Below are 22,398 nucleotides of genomic sequence, written 5' to 3'. Positions count from 1 at the left end.
CGTCATGGCCGGGCATGGTCCCGGCCATCCACGCGGGTTCGTTGGAATGCCTTATGAAACAATGGTTCCTGCCGATTGCCCGGAACAAGTCCGGGCATGACGGCGCGAAGGGCCTATCCCACTCGGGAATCGAAATGGGGTCCGGGGCATCGGCCCCGGATGGGGGTGGGCGGCAGCCCAATAGATCCAATGGATTGGGGCGGCCCGGGCTACTTCTTGTCGCCGGGCGACTTGGAGAAGCGGCCCACATTGCCCATCAGCTGCTGCAGGATGGTCAGTTCCTTGCCGGCGGTGGGGGTTTCCCGGCCGGCGGGGACGACGTCCTTGCCATCCTCCAGGCCACGGTTGTCGATGGCCCGCACGGTGCCTGCGCGGTCGAACACCACGGTGATCACCTTGCGCTCCTTGACCTCCGGTTCGAAGAAGGCCTCGCGCTCGGTGACGGCGGAGATGTAGTGCCAGCTTTCCTCGCCGAACGGGGTGATGTTGGACGGCGTTCCCAGCAGGGCCTGGACGTCTTCGCGGGTGCTGGCGCCGATCTTGATCTGGGCCAACTGCTCGGCGGGCGGAAGATTGCCGCGCACTTCGACGATGGGGGAGCAGGCGGTTGCCGTCACGATCAGGCAAGCGGCAAGGAGGGAACGATGGTGAGACGTGGTCTTTTTCATTCTCTACGACGCCGAGGCATTGACGACAGGCGGCCCGATTGGCCAATGTGGGGGCACATTGCACCCCCCATCGCCGCCTTGTCAACGCCGTCTCCCCATCCGGGGCGCGGCTTCGGAACCCAGAAATGCCTTTTCGCAAATTCAAAGAGCGCCGGCGCCGCGAACAGATCGCCCACGACCTCTATGTGGCGGTGATCAACCAGGCGCGCCTGGCCGATTTCTACCTGCGCTTCGGGGTTCCCGATACCCTGGACGGGCGGTTCGATCTGATCGTGCTGCATGCTTTTCTCATCATGCGCCGCTTGCGGCAGGTGGCTGCCGGGGAGGGGGGAGAGGAAGCCCGCGAGGTGGCGCAGGCGCTGTTCGACCTGATGTTCGCCGACATGGACCAGAATCTGCGTGAGCTGGGGGTCAGCGACATGTCGGTGGGTAAAAGGGTCAAGCAGATGGCCCGGGCCTTCTACGGCCGCGCCGCCGCCTATGACGACGCCCTGGCCGCCGGCGGCGCCGGACTGGCCGAGGCCCTGCGGCGCAATCTCTATGGCACCGTGGAGGGCGAGGTGGACGCCCAGGCGGTGGACGGCGTGGCCGGCTATCTGGTCGCCCAGGCCGAGTTCCTGGCCGGGCAGGCGGCCGCCGCCCTGTTGGCCGGCCAGGTGGCGTTCAAGGCCCCGGAGGGTGCGTCATGACCAGCGATGAAAGCATGCCGTTCAGCCACGCCGTATTGGTGGACAAGATTCCCGCCCGGGGCAGCCGCCTGCGCGTAGAGCCCGGAATCGCCGAGAGGGATGCGGTCGCCCGCTGGCTCGATCTGCGCGAAGTCTCTGAAATGTCGGCTGAATTTCAGCTCACACCCTTGGGCAAGACCGGGCTGGTGCGCGTCAACGGCCGGTTGACGGCCAAGGTGACGCAGTCCTGCGGCGTGACCCTGGCCCCGGTGGAGACCGTGGTGGACGAGGAGATTTCCCTGACCTTCGGCCCGCCCGGCGACGAGGACGAGGAGGAGGACGACGAGATCGAGATCGACTTCCACGAGGCCGACCCGCCCGACCCCATCATCGACGGCGCCATTGACCTGGGAGCCGTGATGGTCGAGCATCTGTCGCTCGGCATCGACCCGTTCCCGCGGGCGGCGGGCGCCGAGTTCGAGGCTCCCGAGGACAAGGCAGAGGCCCCGGAACCCAAGGCGAATCCCTTCGCCGTTCTGGCCTCGCTCAAACAAAAAAGGTGAGGGGGGTCAGCATCCCCTTGCTACCCGTCGCCTTTTTGGCTAATAAACCACCCTTTCCCATTCCGGGTTGAAGCGAGTAGATACTATGGCCGTTCCGAAGAAGAAGACCTCCAAGTCCCGCCGCGACATGCGTCGCGCTCACCACGCCCTGGTCAACGTGACCGGCGCCGAGTGCCCGAATTGCGGTGAAGTGAAGCTGCCCCACCACGTCTGTGGTTCGTGCGGCCACTATGACGGCCGTGAGGTTGTCGCCCAGGCGGAAGCCTAAGCCGCTCCTTATACTGGCTAGGCAGGGGAGTGCGGGTCGGTGAGCGCTGCTGTCACCATTTCCATTGATGCCATGGGGGGCGATGCCGCCCCCGACATGGTCGTGGAAGGGGTGCGCATGGCTCACGAGCGCCTCCCCCATGTTCGCTACCTGATGTTCGGGGATTCGGCGCGGCTCGAGCCGCTGCTGGCGCGTTTCCCCGAGATCAAGGGCGTCTGCACCATCCATCACACCGACGAGGCGGTCTCCATGGAGGCCAAGCCCAGTCAGGTGCTGCGCACCGGGCGCAAGTCCAGCATGTGGCTGGCGGTGGATGCCGTGCAGAAGGGCGAGGCGGCGGGCATCGTCTCGGCCGGCAATACCGGCGCGCTGATGGCGGTGTCCAAGTTCGTGCTGCGCACCCTGCCGGGCATCGACCGCCCGGCCATCGCCGGCATGTTCCCGACCATCCGGGGCGAGACCCTGATGCTGGATCTCGGCGCCAACGTGGACTGCAACTCCAACAACCTGGTGGAGTTCGCCGTGATGGGCGAGGTCTATGCCCGCCATGTGCTGGGGCTGGAGAAGCCGTCCATCGGCCTCTTAAACGTGGGCGCCGAGGACATGAAGGGCAACGACGCCGTCAAGGCCGCCGCCGCCACCTTGCGCGAATATCACCTTCCCATCGATTTCCGCGGCTTCGTCGAGGGCAACGACATCTGCGGCGGCGCCGTGGACGTGGTGGTGACCGACGGTTTTACCGGCAACATCGCGCTGAAAACCGCCGAGGGCACGGTGAAGCTCTATTCCACCTTCCTCAAGGAAGCGTTCAAGAGTTCGCTGCTGGCCAAGATCGGCTATCTCCTGGCGGGCCACGCCATCAACAAGGTCAAGGTCCGCACCGACCCCCGCCGCTACAACGGCGCCATGTTCCTGGGCCTGAACGGCATCGCCGTGAAGAGCCATGGCGGCACCGACGCCTTCGGCTTCGCCAATGCGGTGGGCGTGGCGGTGGAACTGGTGACCCATGGCTTCAATGACCGCATCCGCAAGGAATTCGACCGCCTGAAGCCCACCGAGGCGTCGCTGTCGCAACTGGCCGCCGGCTCCCGGTGACGAGGAACTGATTGACATGATCGTGCGTTCCCAGATCGTCGGCTGTGGTTCCTACCTGCCGGCCCGTTGCGTCACCAACGCCGAACTGGCGGCCCAGGTGGACACCTCCGACGAATGGATCGTCGAGCGCTCAGGGATACGCCAGCGCCACATCGCCGCCGAGGGCGAGACCACCTCGGACCTGGCCACCAACGCCGCCATCCGGGCGCTCGAGGCCGCCGGCATTTCCGGTTCTGCCGTGGATTTGATCGTCCTGGCCACCGCCACTCCGGACAACACCTTTCCCGCCACCGCCACCAAGGTGCAGCAACGCATCGGCATGAAGCACGGCGCCGCCTTCGACATCCAGGCGGTGTGCTCGGGCTTCGTCTACGCCCTGTCGGTGGCCGACAACTTCATCAAGTCGGGCCAGGTGCAGACCGCCCTGGTGATCGGGGCGGAAACCTTCTCGCGTATTCTCGACTGGAACGACCGCACCACCTGCGTGCTGTTCGGCGACGGCGCCGGGGCCGTGGTGCTGCGCGCCAACCGCGGCAAGGGCAGCAGCGCCGACCGCGGCATCCTGTCCACCCATCTGCATTCCGACGGCAGCCATTACGACCTGCTCTACGTGGACGGCGGCCCGTCCAGCACCCAGACCGTGGGCCATGTGCACATGGAGGGCAAGGAAGTCTTCCGCCATGCGGTGATCAACCTCGCCTCGGTGGTGGGGGAGGCGCTGTCGGCCAACGACCTCAAGGCCTCGGACATCGATTGGGTGGTGCCGCACCAGGCCAACCGCCGCATCATCGAAGGCACCGCCAAGAAGCTGGGCTTCCCGCTGGACAAGATGGTGATGACCGTGGAAAAGCACGCCAACACCTCGGCGGCCTCCATTCCCCTGGCTCTCACCGAGGCGGTGGGCGACGGGCGGATCAAGCCCGGCCAGCTGGTGCTGCTGGAAGCCATGGGCGGCGGATTCACCTGGGGCTCGGCCCTGGTGCGTATCTAGCCATACTCTTGCATGGCCGCTGCAACGCCATCGCGCATCCCTCTGATATTGACTGATTTCTCGTAAGGGGCTAGGGTCGCACCAGCTATTCGGATTCTTTCACCGACTGGGGCGTCATGACTGACAAGACCATTACGCGGGCGCAACTGAGCGAGGCCGTCTACCAGGAGGTGGGGCTGTCGCGCAACGAATCCGCCGATCTGCTGGAAGCGGTGCTGGACGAGATCGCCGGCGCCCTGGCCAAGGGCGATGCGGTGAAGATTTCGTCGTTCGGCAGCTTCTCGGTCCGCTCCAAGGGCCAGCGCATCGGCCGCAATCCCAAGACCGGTGAGGAAGTGCCCATCACGCCGCGCCGGGTGCTGGTGTTCCGGCCGTCGCAGCTGTTGAAGAAGAAGATCAACGACGGCATGTCCGCCAAGCGTAGCGCGACCAAATGACCGGCGATGACGGGGAAGAGAATACGGCCCGGCGCAACGGCAAGTCCGAGGCGGCGTTCCGTACCATCAGCGAGGTCGCCGACGACCTCGACGTTCCCCAGCACGTGCTCCGCTTCTGGGAGGGCAAGTTCCCCCAGGTCAAGCCGTTGAAGCGCGGCGGCGGGCGGCGCTATTACCGTCCCGACGACGTGGCGCTGCTGCGCCGCATCCGCGACCTGCTCTACAGCGAAGGCTACACCATCAAGGGCGTGCAGAAGCTGTTGAAGGAGGGCGGGGCCAAGGAAGCCCATGCCCCGGCTCCGGCCCGCGCCGCCGAGCCCGAGCTGTCGCTGGGTCTCGACCATCCCGACGAGCATGACGACGATGACGAGGCCGACGATCTGCTCGTCGAGGAGGACGAGGCCCGCCATGACGTCATCCGCACCATCGTCGGCGGCGGCGAGGATCTTCCGGCGGCGCAGGGGGCAATCGGCCCCAATCTGCGCCACGAGCTCGAGGATATCCTGGCCGAGCTGGAGCAATTGCGGGCCCTGTTGCGGGCGCGTTAAAATCCTTGAAGAACTGGGTTGCGTTGGCCGGGCGGCCTGACTATAGTGCGCCCCTCTCCCGGCACACCCCGCCGGTTCTTCCCCCTCCCAGGGCGGTTTTCCGCCGGGGAACACAGGTTTCGGTGGCCTCGGCCACCGTGGTCGGAGCGTAGCGCAGCCCGGTAGCGCATCAGTCTGGGGGACTGGGGGTCGCAGGTTCGAATCCTGTCGCTCCGACCAAAGTTCGACGGCCCGGCTCACGGAAGATGAGCCGGGCCGTTTTTCCGCCAGGGGAGGATTAGCGATGATCGAGGATATTCTGGCCCAGGCCCAAGCGGCCCATCGGGCGGGAAAGCATGCCGATGCGGAATCCTCCTATCGCCGCGTCCTGGCGGCCCGGCCTGATCACACCGAGGCCATGTACGCGCTCGGCGTATTGATGGCGCAGAGCCGGCGGGTCAGCGAATCCATGGATCTTCTGAAGCGGGCATCCTGTCTGGCGCCGGAAGACGCCCGTATCGCCCGCAATCTGGCCCTGGTGCTGCAGGCGGCCGGACGCCCCAAGGAGGCCGAGGCCGAATTCATCCGGCTGTGCGAGATGGAGCCGGGGGTGGGCGAGCATCGTTTCGGTCTCGCATTGCTCTATTCCGCCCAGGGACGCCACCAGGATTGCGTCGAGCAGTTCCGCAAGGGATTGGCCCTGGCCCCCGACAATGCCGATGCCTGGTGCAATCTGGGGCTGGCCTACCGCGCCGCCGGTGAGAACCAGGATGCCCTGGAGGCTTTTGCCCGGGCGGTTTCCGTGTCTCCGGCCATGGTCAAGGCCCATGGTAATCGGGGGGCGCTGCTGATGGCGCTCGGCCGCTGGGAGGAGGCGGTGGAGGCGTGGGACAGGCTGCTCGCCCTGGACCCCGGCATCGCCGAGGTCTACGCCGACAAGGGGGTGGCGCTGGCCCAGCTCGGCCGGATCGGGGATGCGGCGGATTGCTTCCGCCGGGCCGAGGAACTGGACAGCAACAATGCGCTGTACCCCTATAATCTGGGCCGGGCGCTGCAGGACCAGGGCTGTCTCCCCGAGGCCGCCGAGGCCTATGACCGCGCCACCGCCCGCGATCCCGAATATGTTTCGGCCTACCTCAACATGGGGGTCGTCCTGCGCCGGATGGGCAATGTGGATCTGGCCCTGAACAAGTACGCCCGGGTGATCGAGCTTCAGCCCGACAACGGCGCGGCCCATCTCAATCGCGGCAAGCTGCTCACCGATCAGAGCCGATTCGATGAGGCGCTGTCCGATTACCGCCGGGCGGTGGAGTTGATGCCCGACGATGCCGATTCCCGCTGTGAACTGGTTCATGCGCGCCGGCAGCTGTGCGACTGGGATGATCTGGCCGCCGACGAGGAGGTGCTGCGCGCTCTCGTCCGCGCCGGCGCAGACGGGGGCGTCGATCCCTTCGTCTTCATGTCCCTGGATGCGACTCCGGGCGAGCAACTGGCCTGCGCCCGGCTGTGGGCGGCGGAGGTGGAGCAAAAGGCCCTGTCCAAGGCCGGGCGGCTGGCTCCGGCCCGGCCGTCATCGGATGGGCCGATCCGTCTGGGCTACCTGTCGGCGGATTTCCGTCGTCATCCCGGAGCTCAGATCGTCACCGATCTTCTCGAGCGCCATGATCGCGGACGCTTTACGGTCCATGCCTATTCCTGCGGGCCCGACGACGACAGCGAGGAACGCCGGCGGGTCATGGCCGCCGTCGATCAGTTCACCGACATCGCCGACCTTGACCTTGCCGAGGCGGCCGCCCGTATCCGTGACGACGGCATCGACATCCTGATCAACCTGTCGGGCTATACCCAATACAACCGCACCGGCCTGCTGGCCCTGCGCCCCGCGCCGGTTCAGGTCAGCTATCTGGGCTATGTCGGCACCCTGGGGGCGGATTTTGCCGATTACCTGGTGGTCGACCCGGTGGTGGTTCCGCCATCGGAGCAGGAATATTTCACCGAGCGGCTGGTCTATCTTCCCCATTGCTATCTTCCCTCGGATTCCTCGCGCGCCTTGCCGCCGGCGGGACCCGGCCGCGCCGAGATGGGGCTGCCCGAGGACGGCATCGTGTTCTGCGCCTTCCATGGCCACCAGAAGATCACGCCGTCCACGTTCAAGCTGTGGATGGAGGTGCTGGGCAAGGTTCCCGGCAGCGTCCTGTGGCTGCTGGACGGCGCCGATTCGACGCGTGAGTTTCTGCGCGGCCACGCCGGAAAGGCGGGGATTGATTCCGACCGTCTGGTCTTTGCCCCCCGTGTGGAATTCGAGGCCCATCTGGACCGCCATCGTCTGGCCGACCTGTTCCTCGACGCACTCCCCTACAATGCCCACGGCTCGGCCGTGGATGCGTTGTGGATGGGATTGCCGTTGCTGACCCGCGAGGGAAGCAGTTTCCCCGGCCGGGTGGCGTCGAGCGTGCTGCAGGCTGCCGGATTGCCGGAGCTTGTCACCCGTTCTCCGGCGGCCTTCGTCGAGACGGCGGTGGCGCTGGCCAATGACCCGGCGCGTCTGGCCGGCTTGCGCCGGCATCTGGAGGAGGGGCGGGGGCGCCTGCCCCTGTTCGACAACCAAAGCTTCACCCGCGACCTGGAGCGGGCCTATGAGCTGATGATCGAGCGGGCACGGGCTGGGTTGCCGCCCGAGGCCTTCTCGGTCTGACCGCTCAGTCGCGCAGAATGGTGGTCAGCGCGATGATCGCCCAGCCGAACAGCGTCGAGCCGATCACCGCACCGGCTACCACGATGGCGGCATAGCCGACCACGCGGGGAATACGGCATTCGGTCTTGCAGGTCGGGTTGGCGGCCATGGGGTACCTCTGTCATTGGTCATCTGGCGGTCGTTATATAATTGACCAATGTCACATTCAAGGTTTGGAATTTATCTGATTCCGAATAGCCACCATGCAAAAGGCCCGGTCGGAATGACCGGGCCTTTCTCGTCGAAAATACAACAAAATCAAGCGTTGTAGGCGCCGCCCCTGAGGATGCGGATATAGTTGACGCGATCGAAGGCGGCCAGATCCTTGGTGGCGCCCCGGCTCATGCGGCCACGGATGTCGGCGACGGATTCGGCCTCGCGCTCCTTGAGCTCGGCGACCAATCCGTCATGGAGGGTCTTCATGTAATCGACGCCGTGGCGCATCAGGGCCGAGGTGGTCATCACCACGTCGGCGCCGACGAACAGGTACTTCACCACCTCGGCGGCGGTCTGGACGCCGGAACTGGCGGCGATGGAGGCCTTGATCTTGCCGGCCAGGGTGGCGATCCACAGCAGGGGAAGGCGGATCTCGCCCTTGTGGCTGAGCTTGAGGTCGCGCACCAGCTTCAGTTCCTCCAGGTCGATGTCGGGCTGGTAGAAGCGGTTGAACAGCACCACGCCATCGACGCCGTGCTGGTCGAGCACCTTCACCATGTTGCCCACCGAGCTGAAATAGGGGCTGAGCTTCATGGAGACGGGCAGCGATACCGCCGCCTTCACATCTTCCAGGATTTCCAGGTAGCGCGATTCCACCTCGGTGCCGCTCATGTCCATGTCGGTGGGCAGCAGATAGACGTTCAGCTCGATGGCGCTGGCGCCCGCCTGCTGGATCTGGGTGGCGTAGTCGGTCCAGCCGGTCCGCGTGGTGCCGTTCAGGCTGGCGATCACCGGAATGTCCACCGCCTCCCTGGTGCGGCGGATCAGGTCGAGGTAGTTCTTGGGCCCCGCATTGGCGCTGATATTGGCGGGGAAGTACGAGAAAGCCTCGGAATTGCCCTCACAAATCAGGCGCTCGATCTCGTCGATCTCGTTCTCCATGTCTTCCTGGAAGATGGAGGGCAGCACGATGGCCGCCGCGCCGCAATCCTCCAGCCGGCGGGAATTGCCGATGTCCAGAGCCAGTGGAGACGCCGAGACCACCAGGGGATTCTTCAGGTCGAGGCCGAGATAGCGGGTGGCGAGATTCATGGCGTCTGTCCTTAAGTCTGGGCGAATGTTGCGCGAGTGAAAGGGTAGACCCGGCCGGGCTCGCGCGGCAAGACGGAAACGGATATGGTGCGTGCCGTATTGCTCTTCCGGTTCGTTCCAAGTCATGCCGCACCCAACTGCCCCCAAGCATCTCTGGCTGGCCCTCTCGCCCCATGGCTATGGCCACGCCGCCATGACCGCGCCGGTCATTGCCGCCCTTCGCCGCCGCCGGCCCGATTTGCGGTTGACCATCCAGACCGGCGTTCCGAGAACCTTCCTGGAGGAGCGCTACGGCCCCGAGTTCGAGTATGTGGCCGGGATTCCCGATTTCGGGCTGAAGATGCTGTCGGCCACCAGGGTGGACCTGGACGCCTCGGCGGCGGCCTATGGTGAGCTGCTTGCGGATTTCGACCGGGTGGTCGAGGCCGAGGCCGACCGCCTGCGTCAGGCCCGGCCCGACGTGGTGCTGGCCAACGTGCCCTTCGTCACCCTGGCCGCCGCCGCCCGCGCCGGCATTGCTGCGGTGGCGCTCAGCTCGCTGAACTGGGCCGACATCTACCGCCATTACCTGGGCGACCGGCCGCAAGCCGATGCCGTCTGGGCCATGATGCGGGACTCCTACAATTCCGCCCGGGCCTTCCTGCGGGTCACGCCTTCCATGGACATGCCCAGCCTCGACAACGTGGTCGACATCGGTACGGTGGCGCGACGGGGCAGGAACCGCCGGGACGAAATGACCGGATTGGGGCAGGGCGGGGTGGGATTGGTGGCTTTCGGCGGCATCGACCACGACCTTCCCATGGCGAAGTGGCCCAAAGTCCCCGGCTGGAGCTGGATCAGCGCCCAGGAGAGTCCGCCGGGCCGCGACGATATCCGGCCGTTGCGTCACATCGGGCTGCCGTTTTCCGATCTGGCGGCATCGGTCGACGTGATCGTCACCAAGCCGGGCTACGGCACCTTTTCCGAGGCCGGGTTGTCGGGAACGCCGGTTCTCTACGTGGCCCGCCCCGACTGGCCGGAATCTCCGGCCATGGATGACTGGCTGATGGCGCACACCAAGGCGCTGGCGGTATCGTTGGAGGACCTGCTCGGCGATCTGGACTCTCAACTTCAAAAGTTGTTTTCCCTTCCCGGGCAAAGCGTTGGCTCGGCTGAAGGCAACGAGCAGGCGGCTGAATTCATCGACCGCATGCTGGCCGCCGAGACCGGCATCTGCGAAAGAAGTTGAATGGGGACAGATTTGTCACGTGGGGGTATCGAAATCCGTTTACCCAATTCACATATGCGTGACATCGGTTGGCGGTGCCGTGGTACCGGACCGGTGAGGGCTCCCGGTTCGATCTCCTCTTCCGGGATGACCTGAACAGACTCGTGGGGCGTGCCCGTTTGGCCAAAGGGCACGCCCCGCATTTCTGATGAATAGGGGGATAAGCCATTGACTGAAAAGATGATTTACATCACCGCCCCCGACCGGGAGGCGGCGCTCGTTCTGGCCCGCGCCCTGGTGGGCGAGCGACTGATCGCCTGCGCCAACGTGCTGGATGGCGCCACCTCGGTTTATTGGTGGGACGGCAAGGTCTGCGAGGAATCCGAGGCGGTGCTGGTCGGCAAAACCCGCGGCGAACTGGTGGATACGGTCATCGCCCGGGTGCGGGAACTGCACGCCTACGCCTGCCCCTGCGTGGTGGCCCTGCCCATCGAGGCGGGCAATCCGGCCTATCTCGACTGGATCAGGACCGAGACGGGCGGCTGACCTAGCGTGGAAGCCAGACCGACGCCATGGCCTGGGCGGCGATGCCCTCCTTGCGGCCGGTGAAGCCCAGGCCTTCGGTGGTGGTGGCCTTGACGCTGACCCTGTCCTGGGAGATGCCCAGGATTTCCGCCACCCTGGCCGCCATGGCGGCGCGATGCGGCCCCACCTTGGGGCGCTCGCAGATGATGGTGATGTCCACGTTGACGATGCGCCCGCCCTTGGCGGTGACCAGCGAGCCGGCATGGGCCAGGAACTGGTCCGAGGCGGCGCCCTTCCACTTGGGATCGGTGGGCGGGAAGTGGTGGCCGATGTCGCCGGCGGCGATGGCGCCCAGCACCGCGTCGGTGAGCGCGTGCAGCGCCACGTCGGCATCGGAATGGCCTTCCAGGCCGGAATCGTGGGGCACTTCAACGCCGCACAGCCAGACGGCCTTCTTGGCCGGGTCGAAACGGTGGACGTCATAGCCCGAGGCCGAGCGCACCTCGCCGGCGCCGTCGAACAGACGGCGCGCCCGCTCCAGATCGGCGGCGGAGGTGATCTTGACGTTGTCCTCGGAGCCCGCCACCAGTTCCACCGCCAGCCCGGCCTTTTCCGCCACGGCGGCGTCGTCGGTGAGCTCATTGCCGATCACCGCATGATGAGCGGCAAGAATCTCGGTATAGCGGAAGCCCTGGGGGGTCTGGGCGCGGAACAGGGCGGAGCGGTCCACCGTGTCGGCGACGAAACCGTCCTTGCCCTTCTTCAGGGTGTCCACCACCGGCATCACCGGCAGGGCGCCGGGATGGCGGTCCAGGGCGCGGATCACCCGGCCGATGGTGCCGTGGTCGATGAAGGGCCGCGCCCCGTCATGGATCAGCACCTTGCCCGGATTGAGATCCTTCAGGCTGTCCAGGCCGAGCCGCACGCTGTCCTGGCGGGTCTCGCCGCCATGCACCGGCTCCAGCAGGTTGAGGCCGGCGGCGGCCATGTCGTAGAGCTGGCGGTCGTCGGGATGGATGACGGCGCGCACCGCGCCGATTTCGGGATTGGTGGCGAAGGCCGCCAGGGTGTGGCGCAGCACCATGCGCCCGGCCAGGTCATGGTATTGCTTGGGCAGGTCGCCGCCGAACCGCCGTCCGCGCCCCGCCGCCACCACCAGCACAACCGTCTTGGCCATTCTCGCTCTCCTGGAAATAGGGGCGACAGACTATGCGAGCGGACCGGCGCTGTCACCCCTTTGCACCGCCGCAAAGGATGATATAGTCCGCCCATGTCGTCCCTGGTCCTCAACATCGTCGCCCTGTTGGCGCTGCTGCCCGCCGCGCTGGTGGCTCTTCGCGCCGGCGAGGGGCGAAGCGCCCAGTTCCGCCTGTGCCTGGCTCTGGCGGTCGCCGGACCGGCGCTGTGGGCCTATTCCCAGATGAGCGCCCAGTGGCTGACCAGCCTGTCGGCCGCGCTGTGGGTGTCCATCGCCGCCACCGCCGCGCTGTTCGCCGCGCTGGCCCACGCCACCGCCCAGGGGTGGCGGCTGGCGCCGCTGCTGATGCCGTTCCTGGCGGCGCTGGGCCTGCTGGCCTCGCTGGTCCAGTGGGTGGAGGCGGCCCCGCCGCTCAGCGGGCAGGTGCCCGCCGCCTGGCTGGATCTGCACATCGTCGTTTCGGTTCTGACCTATGCCCTGCTGACCCTGGCGGCGGTGGCCTCGCTGGCCACCTTCCTGCAGGAACGCGCCTTGAAGCACAAGGCGCCCACCCAGCTCACCCGCATGCTGCCCAGCGTCGCCGATGGCGAGACCCTGGCCGGGCGCCTGCTGCTGGCCTCGGAAGCGGTGCTGGGCTTAGGGCTCGCCACCGGCATGGCCACCCAGTATTTCGAGAGCGGGGCGGTGCTGGTGCTGTCGCACAAGACCCTGCTGTCGCTGCTGGCCTTTGGGCTGATCGGCCTGCTGCTGATCGGTCACCGGGTGTGCGGCGTGCGCGGCCGGGTGGCCGCCCGCGTGGTGCTGCTGGCCTATCTGCTGCTGACCCTGGCCTATCCCGGGGTCAAGTTCGTGACCCAGGTGCTGGTTACGCACTGAGCTGCTTTTTTTCCAGGCAGCTTTTGCCGTTGCATTGTGCGGCGTCTGCATAATAAATACGCAGCCATGGCACAGATCACGCGCAAGACCATCTCCATCGGGTCGGTGACCCTGGACAATCCGGTCATCCTGGCTCCCATGGCCGGCGTCACCGACATGCCCAACCGCAGGCTGGTCAAGCGCCTGGGGGCCGGTCTGGTCGTCTCGGAGATGATCGCCAGCCAGGCCATGATCCGCCAGAACCGCCAGACCATGCAGATGGCGCAACACACCGCCGAGGAATTCCCCATGTCGGTGCAGCTGGCCGGCTGCGAGCCCAAGGTGATGGCCGAGGCCGCCAGGCTGAACCAGGATTTGGGCGCCGCCATCATCGACATCAACATGGGCTGCCCGGTGAAGAAGGTGGCGTTGAAGGGCGAGGCCGGCTCGGCCCTGATGCGCAACGAGAATCTGGCGGCCCGCATCATGAGCGCCGTGGTCAAGGCGGTGGATATTCCCGTCACGCTGAAGATGCGCACCGGCTGGGACATGAACAGCCGCAACGCCCCCAGCCTGGCCCGCGTCGCCGAGGAGTGCGGCATCCGCATGGTGACGGTGCACGGCCGTACCCGTAACCAGATGTATACCGGCCAGGCCGACTGGGCCTTCATCGGCGAGGTCAAGCGCGCCGTCTCCATTCCGGTGATCGGCAACGGCGACGTGGAAAGCATCGACGACGCCGTGCGCATGCTGGAGATGTCGGGCGCCGACGGGGTGATGATCGGGCGCGGCACCTATGGCCGTCCCTGGCTGCCGGGGCAGGTGGCCCACTATCTCGCCACCGGCGAGCGGCGCCCCGACCCGACGCTGCCCGAGCAGATGGAGATCATCCTGGGCCATCTGGACGCCATGCTGGTCCATTACGGCTCCGAACCGGGCGTGCGCATCGCCCGCAAGCACATGGGCTGGTATTCCAAGGGCTTGCCGGGCTCGGCCGAGTTCCGCGCCGAGATCAACCGCACCAACGATCCGGAGGTCATGCGCCGGGTCATCGCCGGTTTCTACGCCCCCCTGCTGGAAAAGGCCGCCGCCTGATGCCCATTCCCATCGTCGCGGCCCTGAAGCGCGGCCTGTCCAGCTCCACCTTCGACCCCGCCACCGTGCTGAGTGCGCTGGGCGCCGCCGTGCTGGCGCTGGATTCCGAGAACCGCATCCATTACGCCAACGGCGCGGCCGAGCAGCTGTTCGCCTGCGGCGCCGCCTATCTGATCGGCCACCCGGCCACCGATTTCCTGCCGCCCGATTCGCCCATCCTGTCCCTGGTGGCCCAGGCGCGCGACGGCAACATCTCGGTGGCCGAGCATGGCGTGACGCTGGACACGCCGCGCACCGGGCACCGCACCGTCACCGTGCAGGTCTCGCCCATCATCGAGACGGCCGGCGCCGTGGTGATCAGCCTGCACGAGCAGTCCATCGCGCTGAAGATCGGGGCGCAGCTCACCAGCCGCAACGCGGCGCGCTCGGTGACCGCCATGGCGGCCATCCTGGCGCACGAGGTGAAGAACCCGCTGTCGGGCATCCGCGGCGCCGCCCAGTTGCTGGAGCAGAATGCCATCGAAGAGGACCGGGTGCTGACCCGCCTCATCTGCGACGAGGCCGACCGCATCGTGGCGCTGGTGGACCGCATGGAGGCGTTCTCCGACAATCCCAGCGTGGAGCGCGGCGCCGTCAACATCCACCGGGTGCTGGAACACGTGCGCCGCATCGCCGAGGCCGGCTTCGCCCGCAATGTGCGGGTCATCGAGAATTACGACCCCTCGCTGCCGCCGGTTCTGGGCGACCGCGACCAGCTGGTCCAGGTCTTCCTCAATCTGGTGAAGAACGCCGCCGAGGCGGTGCCGGAGGAGGGCGGCGAGATCGTCGTCTCCACCGGCTACCAGCACGGCGTGCGTCTGGCCCTGCCGGGCAGCGAGACCCGGCGCCACCTGCCGCTGGTGGTCAGCATTCAGGACAACGGCCCCGGCATCCCCGAGGACCTGAAGCCCAACCTGTTCGACGCCTTCGTCACCACCAAGACGTCGGGCAGCGGGCTGGGCCTCGCCCTGGTGGCCAAGATCATCGGCGACCACGGCGGCGTGATCGAATTCGACAGCGTGCCAAGGCGGACCATCTTCCGGGTGATGCTGCCCATGGTCCAGGATGGGGACGGCAAGTGAGCACCATGACCACCACCACCACCGCCACCATCCTGGTGGCCGACGACGACCGGGGCATCCGCACGGTGCTGTCCCAGGCCCTGGGCCGGGCCGGCTACGAAGTCCGCACCACCGGCAACGCCTCCACCCTGTGGCGCTGGGTGTCGGAAGGCGAGGGCGATCTGGTCATCACCGACGTGGTGATGCCCGACGAGAGCGGCCTGGACCTGCTGCCGCGCATCAAGAAGATCCGGCCCGAGCTGCGCATCATCGTCATGAGCGCCCAGAACACCCTGCTCACCGCCGTCAAGGCCACTCAGCGGGGCGCCTTCGAATACCTGCCCAAGCCCTTCGACCTGAAGGAGCTGGTCAACGTGGTCGGCCGGGCTCTTTCGACGCCGCGCGCCGCTCCCACCGAGGCGGCGGGGGCCGAGGACGAGGAGAAGCTGCCCCTGATCGGCCGCTCGCCCGCCATGCAGGAGATCTACCGCACCCTGGCGCGGCTGATGAGTACCGACCTGTCGGTGATGATCACCGGCGAATCGGGCACCGGCAAGGAACTGGTGGCCCGGGCGCTGCACGATTACGGCAAGCGCCGCAACGGTCCCTTCGTGGCCATCAACATGGCCGCCATCCCGCGCGAGCTGATCGAGAGCGAGCTGTTCGGCCACGAGAAGGGGGCGTTTACCGGCGCCACCCAGCGGGCTGCCGGCCGCTTCGAGCAGGCCGAGGGCGGGACCCTGTTCCTCGACGAGATCGGCGACATGCCGCCCGAGGCCCAGACCCGCCTGCTGCGCGTGCTGCAGGAGGGGGAGTACACCACGGTGGGCGGGCGTACCCCCATCCGCGCCAATGTGCGCATCGTCGCCGCCACCCATCGCGACCTGACCCAGCTGATCCGCCAGGGCCTGTTCCGCGAGGATCTGTTCTACCGCTTGAACGTGGTGCCCATCCGCCTGCCGCCCCTGCGCGAGCGCTCCGAGGACATCCCCGAGCTGATCCGTCATTTCCTGGCCCAGGCCGGGTCCGAGGGGCTGCCGTCCAAGACCATCGACGGCCAGGCCATGGACCGGCTGCGCAAGCACCGCTGGCCGGGCAACGTGCGCGAGCTGGAGAATCTGGTCCGCCGTCTTGCCGCCCTCTATTCCCAGGAAGTGATCGGCATCGAGGTCATCGAGCAGGAACTGGTGGGGGGCACGCCCCACGCCGATGCCATCAGTGGCGGCGTGGAGGGCGAAGGCCTGTCCGCCACGGTGGAGCGGCACCTGCGCGAATATTTCGGCAATCACGGCGACAACCTGCCGCCCGCCGGGGTCTATGACCGGGTGCTGCGCGAGGTGGAGCGTCCGCTGGTCACCATCGCTCTCGAAGCGACGCGGGGCAACCAGATCAAGGCTGCCCACCTGCTGGGCGTCAACCGCAACACCTTGCGCAAGAAGATCAAGGACCTGGACATCCAGATCAGCCGCGGCCTGAAATAGATGGCGTTCGGCCGCCGCATACGCCACTGGTCGCGCCGGGTCGATCTGGCCCGCCGGCTGGCCTATGGGCTGACCTTCGCCTCCATTCCCGCCATCGTCGCCACCGTCTGGGTGATGGGCGGCGGCGGGGCGGGGCCCACCGGTCCCGATCCCCGTGTCGTCCTGTCGCTGCTGGCCACCGACGGGGTGCTGCTGGCGGCCCTTGGCGGCGTGGTCGGCTATCGGGTTCTGGACGTCCTGAAGGCCCGGCGGCGCGGAGCCTCGGGGTCGCGCCTGCATCTGCGCTTCATCATGCTGTTCGCCCTGGTGGCGGTGACGCCCTCGGTGCTGATGAGCGTGGGCTCCACCGCCTTCTTCAAGTACGGGGTGGAAAGCTGGTTCTCGGACCGGGTGCGCACCGCGCTCAACGCCTCGCTGGAAGTGGCCCACGCCTATCTCGAGGAGCACAAGCGCATCATCGGCGGCGATGCCCTGGCCATGGCCAACGACATCAACCGCGAGGGCCCGCTGCTGCTGCGCTCGCCCCAGCATTTCGGCCAGTTCGTCGGTACCCAGGCCGCCATTCGCGGCCTGACCGAGGCCATCGTCTTCGATACCCGCGGCAATATCCTGGCCCGCTCCGGCCTGATCTTCGCGGTGGAGGCCAGCATCGACCAGATTCCGGCCTGGGCGCTGGACAAGGCGCGGAGCGGCGATGTGGTGGTGTTGTCGGGCTCGGGCGAGGACCGGGTCAAGGCGCTGGTGCAGTTGCAGGGCCTGTTCGGCGACACCTTCCTCTATGTGGGCCGCTTCGTCGATCCCAAGGTCATCGGCTACATGGCCCAGACCTCCGAGGCGGTGACCCAGTATGAACGTCTGGAAGGCCGCCTGTCGGGGCTGGAACGGGCCTTCTCGCTGATTTTCGCCCTGGTGGCGCTGCTCCTGGTGCTGACCGCCATCTGGGTGGGCCTGTCCATGGCGGTGAAGCTGGCCACCCCCATCGGCCGGCTGATCGACGCCGCCGAGAAGGTGCGCTCCGGCGATCTCGACGCCCGCGTCGCCGAGGACGCCGCCGACGAGATCGGCGTATTGAGCCGCGCCTTCAACCGCATGACCCACCAGCTGTCCAGCCAGCGCCAGGAGCTGGTGGACGCCAACCGCGAGCTGGACGAGCGCCGCCGCTTCACCGAAACGGTGCTGGCCGGCGTGACGTCCGGCGTCATCGGCCTGGATTCCGGCGGGCGCATCCATCTGCCCAACCGTTCGGCCGGCGAACTGCTCGGCATCAATCTCGAGGAGCAGGTGGGCCAGGATATCCGGGCGGTCATCCCCGATCTGGCCGAGCCTTTGGACGAGGCCGTTCGCCGCCCCGACAAGCTGATCCAACGCGAGGTGCGGCTGTCCACGCCGGGCGGGCGGGCCCGCATGCTGCTGGTGCGCGTCGCCGCCGAGCGTCTCGAAGCCGAAATCATCGGCTATGTGGTGACCTTCGACGACATCACCGAGCTGGTCTCGGCCCAGCGCAAGGCCGCCTGGGCCGACGTGGCGCGGCGCATCGCCCACGAGATCAAGAATCCGCTCACCCCCATCCAGCTGTCGGCCGAGCGGCTGAAGCGCAAATATCTCAAGGAGATACAGAGCGATCCTGAAACCTACGTCAATCTGGTGGAGACCATCGTCCGCCAGGTGGGCGACATCGGGCGCATGGTGGACGAGTTCTCGTCCTTCGCCCGCATGCCGGCGCCACAGATCAAGCCCGACGACCTGAACGACATCTGCCGCCAGGCGGTGTTCCTGCAAAAGACCGGCAATCCCGACGTGGAGTTCGTCCATCAATTGCCCGAGGGCAAGGTGCCGGTGATGTGCGACGGCCGCCTGATCGGCCAGGCGCTGACCAACCTGTTGAAGAACGCGGTGGAGGCCATCCATGGCCGCGACGACCCGGAGGCGCCCCGCGGCCGGGTGTCGCTCAGCCTGGTCGCCCAGGACGAACGGCTGGTGGTGACGGTGGAGGACAACGGCAAGGGCCTGCCCACCGAGAACCGGGAACGGCTGACCGAGCCCTACGTCACCACGCGGAGCAAGGGCACCGGCCTGGGTCTGGCCATCGTCAAGAAGATCATGGAAGACCACGGCGGTGATCTGTATCTTGAGGACGCGCCTGGGGGAGGCGCGCGGATCGGGCTGGTCTTCCCGCTCTCCGAACAGCCGCAACAGTTTCAGGCAAACGGCGATACCACGGTAACCCATGGCGCATGACATCCTGATCGTCGACGACGAGGCCGATATCCGCGCCTTGATCGCCGGTATTCTCGAGGACGAGGGGCACAACACCCGCGAGGCCGCCAATTCGGACGAGGCCCTCGAGGGCATCCGCGCCCGGCGGCCCAATCTGGTGATCCAGGACATCTGGCTGCAAGGCTCGCGCCTGGACGGGCTGGAAGTGCTGGACGCCGTCAAGCGCGACCATCCGGAAGTGCCGGTGGTGATGATCTCCGGCCACGGCAACATCGAGACCGCCGTGCAGGCCATCAAGCAGGGCGCCTACGACTTCATCGAGAAGCCGTTCAAGGCCGACCGCCTGCTTTTGGTGGTGGAGCGCGCCATCGAGGCCGCCCGGCTGCGCCGCGAGAACGAGGAGCTGAAGCTCCGCTCCGGTTCCGCCGGCGAACTGGTCGGCGGCGCGCTGGGCATCATGCAGGTGCGCCAGGCCATCGACAAGGTGGCGCCCACCAATTCCCGCGTGTTGATCACCGGTCCGGCCGGTTCGGGCAAGGAAATCGTCGCCCGGCAGATTCACGCCCGCTCGCGCCGGGCCGAGGGGCCGTTCGTGGTCCTGAACTGCGCAGCCATGCACCCCGACCGCATGGAGATGGAGCTGTTCGGTACAGAACACGGCCTGGACGGTCTTGATTCCCCGCGCAAGATCGGCACCTTCGAACAGGCCCATGGCGGCACCTTGCTGCTGGACGAGGTGGCCGACATGCCGCTGGAGACCCAGGGCAAGATCGTGCGTGTCCTGCAGGACCAGATGTTCGAGCGGGTGGGCGGCGGCAAGCGGGTCGAGGTGGATGTGCGCGTCATCGCGTCGACCAACCGCGACCTGCAATCCGAGATGAATGCCGGGCATTTCCGCGAGGATCTGTTCTACCGCCTCAACGTGGTGCCGGTGAAGATGCCGGCGTTGCGCGACCGGCGCGAGGACATTCCGGTCCTGGCGCGCCACTTCATGACGCTGGCCGCCGCCGCCGCCGGTGTCCAGCCCCGCTTGGTGGGCGAGGATGCCCTGGCGGCGCTGCAGGCCTATGACTGGCCGGGCAACGTGCGCCAGCTCCGGAACGTCATGGACTGGCTGCTGATCATGGCGCCGGGCGACGCGCGTGAGCCCATCCGCGCCGACATGCTGCCCGGCGAGATCGGCGCCATCACTCCGGCGGTTCTGCGCTGGGACAAATCCAGCGAGATCATGACGCTGCCGTTGCGCGAGGCGCGCGAGCTGTTCGAGCGGGAATACCTGCTGGCCCAGGTCAACCGTTTCGCCGGCAACATATCGCGCACCGCCGCCTTCGTCGGCATGGAACGTTCCGCCCTTCACCGCAAGCTCAAGCTGCTTGGCGTCAACACGGACGAAAAGAAATGAAGGTCATAGTCTGCGGCGCCGGCCAGGTCGGCTTCAACATCGCCCACTATCTGGCGGGCGAGAACAACGACGTCACCATCATCGACCAGCGCCCGGACCTCATCCGCAAGGTCAGCGATACGCTTGACGTCCAGGTGGTGCTGGGCTTCGCCTCCCATCCGGCGGTGCTGGAACAGGCCGGCGCCGGCGACGCCGACATGATCATCGCGGTGACCGCCGCCGACGAGGTCAACATGGTGGCCTGCCAGGTGGCGCACTCGCTGTTCAACGTGCCGACCAAGATCGCCCGCGTGCGCAGCCAGAGCTATCTGGCCCCCATCTGGGCCAATCTGTTCTCGCGCGAGCATCTGCCCATCGACGTGATCATCAGTCCCGAGATCGAGGTGGCCCGCGCCATCACCAAGCGCCTGCAGGTGCCGGGCGCCATCGACGTCATTCCGCTGGTGGGCGACAAGGTCCGGCTGATCGGGGTGCGCTGCACCGGGAACTGCCCGCTGATCAACACGCCCTTGCGCCAGCTCACCGTACTGTTCCCCGATCTGGCCATCGTCATCATCGGCATCGTGCGCGACGGCAAGGCCATCGTGCCCACCTCCGAGGACCAGATGCTGGAGGGCGACGAGGTCTATTTCGTCGTCGATACGGAGCATGTGGACCGGGCGCTGACCGCGTTTGGCCGCGAGGACCAGGAGGCGCGGCGCATCGTCATCTTCGGCGGCGGCAATATCGGCCTGTTCCTGGCCCAGCAGCTGGAAGCGGCCCGGCCCAACACCTCCATCAAGATCATCGAGTCCAACAAGGAGCGCGCCGAGTTCGCGGCCAAGGCGGTGGGCCATACCGTGGTCATCCATGGCGACGCGCTCGACCCGGAAATCCTCGAGGAAGCCTCGGTGGGCGCCGCCGAGGCCGTGGTGGCCGTCACCAACGACGACGAGACCAACATCCTGTCGGGCCTCTTGGCCAAGCGTTACGGCTGCCGCCGCACCATGGCGCTGATCAACAAGACCACCTACAATTCCCTGGTGGCGCCGCTGGGCATCGACGTGGCCATCAATCCCCGCGCCATCACCGTCTCCAACATCCTCCAGCATGTGCGCCGCGGCCGTATCCACGCCGTGCATTCCCTCCATGAAGGCTTCGGCGAACTGATCGAGGCCGACGCGCTGGAAACCTCGTCCCTGGTGGGCAAGCCGCTCAGGGACGTCAAGCTGCCGGCCGGCGTGCTGCTGGGCGCCGTGGTTCACGACGGCAAGGTGGTGAGCCCCAGGGGCAGCACGGTGATCCATCCCGGCGACCGCGTCATCCTGTTCGCCACCGCCGACGCGGTGAAGAAGGTCGAGAAGATGTTCTCGGTCCGGCTGGAATATTTCTGATGCCCGGATTGCCGCTGGTCCGCCCCACGGCGGTGATTTTCGACTGGGACAACACCCTGGTGGATTCCTGGGTGTGCATCCAGGAATCCTACAACATGACCTTCCGTCATTTCGGCATGCCGGAATGGAGTCTGGACGAGACACGGGAACGGGTGGCCGCCTCCATGCGCGATTCCTTTCCCGCCATGTTCGGCGAACGCTGGCCGGAAGCCCGCGACGTCTTCACCAAGAGCTTCGAGTCCATTCATCTCGATTACCTCAACCCGCTGCCCGGTGCCGCCGAGATGCTGGGCGCGCTTCGGGCCGAGGGGCTGGTTCTGGCGGTGGTCAGCAACAAGCGGGGCGGCTTCCTGCGCAAGGAAGCCGAAATCATGGGCTGGAGCGGCCATTTCGTCCGCCTTGTGGGCGCTGACGACGCCCCGGCCGACAAGCCGGCCGCAGCACCCGTCCATCTGGCTTTGGCCGGAACCGGCATCGAGGCCGGACGCCATGTGTGGTTCGTGGGCGATTCGCCCATCGATACCCATTGCGCCGTCAACTCGGGCTGCACCCCCATCGTGATGCGGCCCGAGGTCCCGGCCGAAGGCGAGTTCGCCCATCCGCCCGCCCGTTTCCTGCGGGCCTGCATGGACCTCGCCCATCTTGTCCGAGAACTATAGGTTCCCATCTGTTGGAAATGGTGGTAACGACAAGGGTTCAACGGGGTAGGTGCCCAGCCGCACTCCAATAATCAAGATCGGCCAATA

22 protein-coding genes and 1 tRNA gene are annotated in these 22,398 nt (G+C 66.7%); 19 read left to right on the top strand and 4 right to left on the bottom strand.

From position 1 onward, the window contains the following. Positions 1 to 209: 209 nt before the first annotated feature. Positions 210 to 668 carry an outer membrane protein assembly factor BamE gene (locus WV31_RS07925; RefSeq protein ID WP_085373047.1) on the bottom strand — a complete coding sequence of 153 codons (459 nt, stop codon included), beginning with the start codon at positions 666 to 668 and terminating at the stop codon, positions 210 to 212. Positions 669 to 793: 125 nt separating this feature from the next. On the opposite strand from WV31_RS07925, the gene WV31_RS07920 reads away from it, so the two are divergent. From WV31_RS07920 to WV31_RS07880, 9 genes are all read left to right on the top strand, one after another. Next, entirely contained in the window at positions 794 to 1,357 is a 564-nt protein-coding gene (locus WV31_RS07920; RefSeq protein ID WP_085373046.1) for a ubiquinol-cytochrome C chaperone family protein, read from the top strand. Next, positions 1,354 to 1,899 carry a YceD family protein gene (locus WV31_RS07915; protein WP_085373045.1) on the top strand — a complete coding sequence of 182 codons (546 nt, stop codon included), beginning with the start codon at positions 1,354 to 1,356 and terminating at the stop codon, positions 1,897 to 1,899. The genes WV31_RS07920 and WV31_RS07915 overlap by 4 nt, the downstream gene beginning before the upstream one ends. A gap of 85 nt (positions 1,900 to 1,984) precedes the next feature. After that, a complete protein-coding gene (rpmF, locus tag WV31_RS07910) occupies positions 1,985 to 2,167 on the top strand; it encodes a 50S ribosomal protein L32 (RefSeq protein WP_009869122.1) in 183 nt (60 codons plus the stop codon). A 39-nt stretch (positions 2,168 to 2,206) separates the two neighbouring features. Next, on the top strand, positions 2,207 to 3,262 hold the full coding sequence (plsX, locus tag WV31_RS07905) for a phosphate acyltransferase PlsX (protein WP_085373044.1): 1,056 nt from the start codon (positions 2,207 to 2,209) through the stop codon (positions 3,260 to 3,262). A 16-nt stretch (positions 3,263 to 3,278) separates the two neighbouring features. After that, positions 3,279 to 4,253 carry a beta-ketoacyl-ACP synthase III gene (locus tag WV31_RS07900; protein ID WP_068434624.1) on the top strand — a complete coding sequence of 325 codons (975 nt, stop codon included), beginning with the start codon at positions 3,279 to 3,281 and terminating at the stop codon, positions 4,251 to 4,253. A gap of 116 nt (positions 4,254 to 4,369) precedes the next feature. Then, positions 4,370 to 4,690, top strand: coding sequence for an integration host factor subunit alpha (locus WV31_RS07895; protein ID WP_085373043.1), 321 nt, complete (start codon positions 4,370 to 4,372; stop codon positions 4,688 to 4,690). After that, positions 4,687 to 5,238, top strand: a complete 552-nt coding sequence (locus WV31_RS07890; RefSeq protein ID WP_085373042.1) for a MerR family transcriptional regulator — start codon at positions 4,687 to 4,689, stop codon at positions 5,236 to 5,238. The genes WV31_RS07895 and WV31_RS07890 overlap by 4 nt, the downstream gene beginning before the upstream one ends. Positions 5,239 to 5,380: 142 nt before the next feature. Then, positions 5,381 to 5,457 (top strand) — tRNA-Pro (locus WV31_RS07885). Between the two features lie 64 nt (positions 5,458 to 5,521). Then, on the top strand, positions 5,522 to 7,912 hold the full coding sequence (locus WV31_RS07880) for a tetratricopeptide repeat protein (RefSeq protein WP_085373041.1): 2,391 nt from the start codon (positions 5,522 to 5,524) through the stop codon (positions 7,910 to 7,912). Positions 7,913 to 7,916: 4 nt separating this feature from the next. Here WV31_RS07880 and WV31_RS22010 read toward each other — a convergent pair whose 3' ends face one another. Both WV31_RS22010 and WV31_RS07875 read right to left on the bottom strand, forming a co-directional pair. Next, on the bottom strand, positions 7,917 to 8,060 hold the full coding sequence (locus WV31_RS22010; RefSeq protein WP_168185875.1) for a hypothetical protein: 144 nt from the start codon (positions 8,058 to 8,060) through the stop codon (positions 7,917 to 7,919). 149 nt (positions 8,061 to 8,209) lie between these two features. Beyond that, complete coding sequence (locus WV31_RS07875) at positions 8,210 to 9,199, bottom strand: dihydroorotate dehydrogenase-like protein (RefSeq protein ID WP_085373040.1); 990 nt, start codon at positions 9,197 to 9,199, stop codon at positions 8,210 to 8,212. Positions 9,200 to 9,323: 124 nt separating this feature from the next. Here WV31_RS07875 and WV31_RS07870 point away from each other — a divergent pair, with 124 nt between their 5' ends. Then, positions 9,324 to 10,427: a hypothetical protein gene (locus tag WV31_RS07870; RefSeq protein WP_085373039.1), complete on the top strand. Its 1,104-nt coding sequence runs from the start codon at positions 9,324 to 9,326 to the stop codon at positions 10,425 to 10,427. A gap of 207 nt (positions 10,428 to 10,634) precedes the next feature. Next, the gene (gene cutA / locus WV31_RS07865) at positions 10,635 to 10,952 is read left to right on the top strand and encodes a divalent-cation tolerance protein CutA (RefSeq protein ID WP_237051539.1); all 318 of its coding nucleotides are present in this window, start codon (positions 10,635 to 10,637) and stop codon (positions 10,950 to 10,952) included. Position 10,953: 1 nt separating this feature from the next. On the opposite strand, the gene WV31_RS07860 is transcribed toward cutA, so the two are convergent. After that, positions 10,954 to 12,108: a bifunctional 2-C-methyl-D-erythritol 4-phosphate cytidylyltransferase/2-C-methyl-D-erythritol 2,4-cyclodiphosphate synthase gene (locus WV31_RS07860; RefSeq protein WP_085373037.1), complete on the bottom strand. Its 1,155-nt coding sequence runs from the start codon at positions 12,106 to 12,108 to the stop codon at positions 10,954 to 10,956. Between the two features lie 93 nt (positions 12,109 to 12,201). On the opposite strand from WV31_RS07860, the gene WV31_RS07855 reads away from it, so the two are divergent. The 8 genes from WV31_RS07855 (at position 12,202) to WV31_RS07820 (ending at position 22,311) form a co-directional block, all read left to right on the top strand. Next, the gene (locus tag WV31_RS07855; RefSeq protein WP_085373036.1) at positions 12,202 to 13,005 is read left to right on the top strand and encodes a cytochrome C assembly family protein; all 804 of its coding nucleotides are present in this window, start codon (positions 12,202 to 12,204) and stop codon (positions 13,003 to 13,005) included. 66 nt (positions 13,006 to 13,071) lie between these two features. Continuing rightward, complete coding sequence (gene dusB / locus WV31_RS07850) at positions 13,072 to 14,079, top strand: tRNA dihydrouridine synthase DusB (RefSeq protein WP_085373035.1); 1,008 nt, start codon at positions 13,072 to 13,074, stop codon at positions 14,077 to 14,079. Then, complete coding sequence (locus WV31_RS07845) at positions 14,079 to 15,200, top strand: two-component system sensor histidine kinase NtrB (protein ID WP_085373034.1); 1,122 nt, start codon at positions 14,079 to 14,081, stop codon at positions 15,198 to 15,200. The genes dusB and WV31_RS07845 overlap by 1 nt, the downstream gene beginning before the upstream one ends. 5 nt (positions 15,201 to 15,205) lie before the next feature. Then, positions 15,206 to 16,660: a nitrogen regulation protein NR(I) gene (gene ntrC, locus WV31_RS07840; RefSeq protein WP_085375522.1), complete on the top strand. Its 1,455-nt coding sequence runs from the start codon at positions 15,206 to 15,208 to the stop codon at positions 16,658 to 16,660. Then, entirely contained in the window at positions 16,661 to 18,898 is a 2,238-nt protein-coding gene (locus tag WV31_RS07835) for a sensor histidine kinase NtrY-like (protein ID WP_085373033.1), read from the top strand. Continuing rightward, complete coding sequence (gene ntrX / locus WV31_RS07830) at positions 18,888 to 20,279, top strand: nitrogen assimilation response regulator NtrX (protein ID WP_085373032.1); 1,392 nt, start codon at positions 18,888 to 18,890, stop codon at positions 20,277 to 20,279. The genes WV31_RS07835 and ntrX overlap by 11 nt, the downstream gene beginning before the upstream one ends. Next, positions 20,276 to 21,652, top strand: a complete 1,377-nt coding sequence (gene trkA, locus WV31_RS07825) for a Trk system potassium transporter TrkA (RefSeq protein ID WP_085373031.1) — start codon at positions 20,276 to 20,278, stop codon at positions 21,650 to 21,652. The genes ntrX and trkA overlap by 4 nt, the downstream gene beginning before the upstream one ends. Further along, the gene (locus WV31_RS07820) at positions 21,652 to 22,311 is read left to right on the top strand and encodes an HAD family hydrolase (protein WP_085373030.1); all 660 of its coding nucleotides are present in this window, start codon (positions 21,652 to 21,654) and stop codon (positions 22,309 to 22,311) included. The genes trkA and WV31_RS07820 overlap by 1 nt, the downstream gene beginning before the upstream one ends. The last annotated feature ends 87 nt before the right edge of the window (positions 22,312 to 22,398 follow it).

It is taken from the genome of Magnetospirillum sp. ME-1, from assembly GCF_002105535.1.
GTDB lineage: Bacteria > Pseudomonadota > Alphaproteobacteria > Rhodospirillales > Magnetospirillaceae > Phaeospirillum.
The sequence above is the reverse complement of the archived record's forward strand: the minus strand, read 5'-3'. Positions and strand labels throughout refer to the sequence as shown.

Excerpts from the sequence above, each read along its gene's own strand:
- WV31_RS07895 (WP_085373043.1), top strand. The coding sequence starts at position 4,370 with ATGACTGACAAGACCATTACGCGGGCGCAACTGAGCGAGGCCGTCTAC.
- WV31_RS07845 (WP_085373034.1), top strand. The coding sequence starts at position 14,079 with ATGCCCATTCCCATCGTCGCGGCCCTGAAGCGCGGCCTGTCCAGCTCC.
- WV31_RS07900 (WP_068434624.1), top strand. The coding sequence starts at position 3,279 with ATGATCGTGCGTTCCCAGATCGTCGGCTGTGGTTCCTACCTGCCGGCC.
- WV31_RS22010 (WP_168185875.1), bottom strand. The coding sequence starts at position 8,060 with ATGGCCGCCAACCCGACCTGCAAGACCGAATGCCGTATTCCCCGCGTG.
- rpmF (WP_009869122.1), top strand. The coding sequence starts at position 1,985 with ATGGCCGTTCCGAAGAAGAAGACCTCCAAGTCCCGCCGCGACATGCGT.
- WV31_RS07835 (WP_085373033.1), top strand. The coding sequence starts at position 16,661 with ATGGCGTTCGGCCGCCGCATACGCCACTGGTCGCGCCGGGTCGATCTG.
- WV31_RS07875 (WP_085373040.1), bottom strand. The coding sequence starts at position 9,199 with ATGAATCTCGCCACCCGCTATCTCGGCCTCGACCTGAAGAATCCCCTG.
- WV31_RS07820 (WP_085373030.1), top strand. The coding sequence starts at position 21,652 with ATGCCCGGATTGCCGCTGGTCCGCCCCACGGCGGTGATTTTCGACTGG.
- ntrX (WP_085373032.1), top strand. The coding sequence starts at position 18,888 with ATGGCGCATGACATCCTGATCGTCGACGACGAGGCCGATATCCGCGCC.
- WV31_RS07915 (WP_085373045.1), top strand. The coding sequence starts at position 1,354 with ATGACCAGCGATGAAAGCATGCCGTTCAGCCACGCCGTATTGGTGGAC.
- dusB (WP_085373035.1), top strand. The coding sequence starts at position 13,072 with ATGGCACAGATCACGCGCAAGACCATCTCCATCGGGTCGGTGACCCTG.
- WV31_RS07920 (WP_085373046.1), top strand. The coding sequence starts at position 794 with ATGCCTTTTCGCAAATTCAAAGAGCGCCGGCGCCGCGAACAGATCGCC.
- WV31_RS07870 (WP_085373039.1), top strand. The coding sequence starts at position 9,324 with ATGCCGCACCCAACTGCCCCCAAGCATCTCTGGCTGGCCCTCTCGCCC.
- WV31_RS07925 (WP_085373047.1), bottom strand. The coding sequence starts at position 668 with ATGAAAAAGACCACGTCTCACCATCGTTCCCTCCTTGCCGCTTGCCTG.
- WV31_RS07860 (WP_085373037.1), bottom strand. The coding sequence starts at position 12,108 with ATGGCCAAGACGGTTGTGCTGGTGGTGGCGGCGGGGCGCGGACGGCGG.
- ntrC (WP_085375522.1), top strand. The coding sequence starts at position 15,206 with ATGACCACCACCACCACCGCCACCATCCTGGTGGCCGACGACGACCGG.
- WV31_RS07855 (WP_085373036.1), top strand. The coding sequence starts at position 12,202 with ATGTCGTCCCTGGTCCTCAACATCGTCGCCCTGTTGGCGCTGCTGCCC.
- WV31_RS07890 (WP_085373042.1), top strand. The coding sequence starts at position 4,687 with ATGACCGGCGATGACGGGGAAGAGAATACGGCCCGGCGCAACGGCAAG.
- WV31_RS07880 (WP_085373041.1), top strand. The coding sequence starts at position 5,522 with ATGATCGAGGATATTCTGGCCCAGGCCCAAGCGGCCCATCGGGCGGGA.
- trkA (WP_085373031.1), top strand. The coding sequence starts at position 20,276 with ATGAAGGTCATAGTCTGCGGCGCCGGCCAGGTCGGCTTCAACATCGCC.